General features: G+C 39.6%; 3 protein-coding genes and 1 pseudogene. 2 read left to right on the top strand and 2 right to left on the bottom strand.

What is annotated here, in order from left to right; all coding sequences use genetic code 11:
- A partial coding sequence (locus H6G26_RS41050) for an FAD-binding domain-containing protein (RefSeq protein WP_190737814.1) occupies positions 1–1,372 on the bottom strand: 1,372 nt, incomplete at its 3' end.
- A gap of 68 nt (positions 1,373–1,440) precedes the next feature.
- On the opposite strand from H6G26_RS41050, the gene H6G26_RS41055 reads away from it, so the two are divergent.
- Both H6G26_RS41055 and H6G26_RS41060 read left to right on the top strand, forming a co-directional pair.
- Positions 1,441–1,833: a histidine phosphatase family protein gene (locus H6G26_RS41055; protein WP_242054399.1), complete on the top strand. Its 393-nt coding sequence runs from the start codon at positions 1,441–1,443 to the stop codon at positions 1,831–1,833.
- Positions 1,834–1,868: 35 nt separating this feature from the next.
- Positions 1,869–2,021, top strand: a complete 153-nt coding sequence (locus H6G26_RS41060) for a 3'-5' exonuclease (protein WP_242054400.1) — start codon at positions 1,869–1,871, stop codon at positions 2,019–2,021.
- A 53-nt stretch (positions 2,022–2,074) separates the two neighbouring features.
- Here the strand turns inward: H6G26_RS41060 and H6G26_RS42245 are convergent.
- A pseudogene (locus H6G26_RS42245) lies at positions 2,075–2,278 on the bottom strand (2-polyprenyl-6-methoxyphenol hydroxylase-like oxidoreductase); the annotation flags it as partial.

A 2,278-nucleotide genomic window follows, 5' to 3' on the forward strand; every position in this document is an offset into this window, starting at 1 on the left:
TGCGGGTTTTAGCCCAATCTAAAATAGTTTGTGGATAAGAACTAGTGCCAATATATTTACCTTGAATAATTTCTGTTAGACTGTAACCTTTCAGTTCGCTTATCCAATAGTAAATAAATTTGAGGTCTGGGTCTTTTTCCTGAATATTCTTATTTGGGTTATATATGCGAAAAGTATCACTTAAGGGATTAGTAACACCTGATTGCATCTGCCACTGCCAATTATCAATTGCTAAATCTCCATCTACTAAATAGTTCATATAATGTCTAGCGCCATGATGCCAGGAAATACCGCAATTGATAGTTAAAAATGTGGCACACATCGCCCTCATGCGAAAATTCATCCAACCCATAGTTTTTAGTTGTCGCATACTGGCATCTACCAGGGGAAAGCCTGTTAAACCTTCAAGCCATGCATGAAATAGTTCTTGTTTTTCTGGTGGTAACTCTAGGGGTGTATACCATTCATCAAATTCCGGGTAGCGGTTTTTGTAAGCTATTTCTGGGTAAAAATAAAGGCGCTTTGTAAAACTATCGTGCCAGCGTAAGCGGTCACGAAAAGCTTTTAAGGAAAATTCCGCCTTGGGTTGATTTGTAAGTTCTGCTGCCCTTGCCTTAGTACGTTGGTAAACAATGCGAGTTGAAATTGTACCAAAAGTCAAATGTGGTGATAAATGCGATGTTGCTGCCTGCTGTGCTAACCAAGGGCGTGAAAGTTTCCAATGATAACCATTAAATCTACTTTTAAGAAATGAATTTAATGTAGCTTGTGCCTGTGTTTCTCCACCAATAAAATATATCTGTTCTGTTTGACAAAAGGCTGAATATTTTTGTTTGAGTTCAGAAAATGTAATTTGAGGTACGTTTAGAGAAAGTGATGGACTGTTGATATTAGTGGGAGTTGGGTAAACAGATTGTCTTTGATATGTGTAATAATCGTTAAACCACTGCTCACGTTTATCTTGTGATTGCAAAAAGTTATTTAGTCCCAGATGATAATTGAGATTTAATGCTTGATATAAATTAACTATACTTTTATCTCGACTAACACCATACTCAACTTGTACATCACGATTAAAGTAGAGTTTTGGTCTATATCCCTGCTGTATTAATTGTTGAGTTAATTCTTGTATAATCTCTACAGCATTCCCTTCAAATAATATTAATTCACTGCCTAATTTTTGTAGATTGCTATTTAGATTTTCTAAAGACTCAAACAAAAACCGCACCCGTGCTTTACCTACATCGACCCATTGATAAAACCAAGGGTCAATAATGAAGAATGGTAAAACTGCGGCATTTTTGGCAGACGCTAATGCAACAATTTCGTTGTCAGTCAAACGTAAGTCTCGACGAAACCACAGAAGGTGCATAACTGAATTTTCTATATCAACTTAATAATACAATTGTACTAACAAATTTTAATGGTGGAATTAGAACTATGACCTACGCCTACAGGATGGATGACGCGGTGCAGGTAGCCAATCAGGCGGCTACTGACATTGAGGCGTGGTTGTGGTCAAAGTCAGAAACAAGGAGCGTGATAAACGTTGAAAATGACCCAGATTATCAACGCAGAGATATTGACCTCATTTGGACAACGCACAGTAGCGAAATTTTGATTGAGATTAAGGGCGATAGGTGGAATAAAACTCGTAACCTCTTCTTTGAGACGCATAGCAACCTAGAGAAAGGAACCCCCGGCTGTTTTCTCTATACTGAGGCAGACTGGCTGTTTTACTATTTTGTCAACACTCGCCAACTGTACAGGCTACCAATGCCAAAGACGCGGGAGTGGTTTCACATTACCATGAAGCGGTTTCTAAAGGGTTAGAATTTCCCGTAGTGTTTATTCCTGGCATTGGTTATATGCCTGACCAGTACGGACACGGTACACCAGAAGAAGAAGCGCGATTACTTTACGTGGCGATGACACGAGCAATGGAGCAGTTGATTATGACTTGCGATCGCTCCTCAGAATTCACCAACCGTTTGGAGATGGCATTACGAGTTAGAGGTTGAGCAGTGATTACCAAGGCGATCGCTGACGGTTCATTCGGTAAGCAATCAGAAAATCACTGATCTACCAACAAGTTGTCCCCACTTCTATTCCAGTTTTGATCACTCTTCTTGATGATTCGCTGTAACACCTGCCTTAGAACACTGAGATGGAAAAATACATTGGGGGGTTTAAGTAGGTGCATCACTTCTAAGAAAAGCTTGTGGATGTCAGGGCTTTGGGCAGCCAGCAGCAACACTTGATCTAGATAGTACTGCAT

The organism is Nostoc sp. FACHB-888, from assembly GCF_014696655.1.
Classification (GTDB): Bacteria; Cyanobacteriota; Cyanobacteriia; order Cyanobacteriales; family Nostocaceae; genus Nostoc.

What these genes read in the sequence shown, in the direction of transcription:
- H6G26_RS41060 (WP_242054400.1), top strand. Translation starts at nt 1,869, where the DNA reads ATGCCTGACCAGTACGGACACGGTACACCAGAAGAAGAAGCGCGATTA.
- H6G26_RS41055 (WP_242054399.1), top strand. Translation starts at nt 1,441, where the DNA reads ATGACCTACGCCTACAGGATGGATGACGCGGTGCAGGTAGCCAATCAG.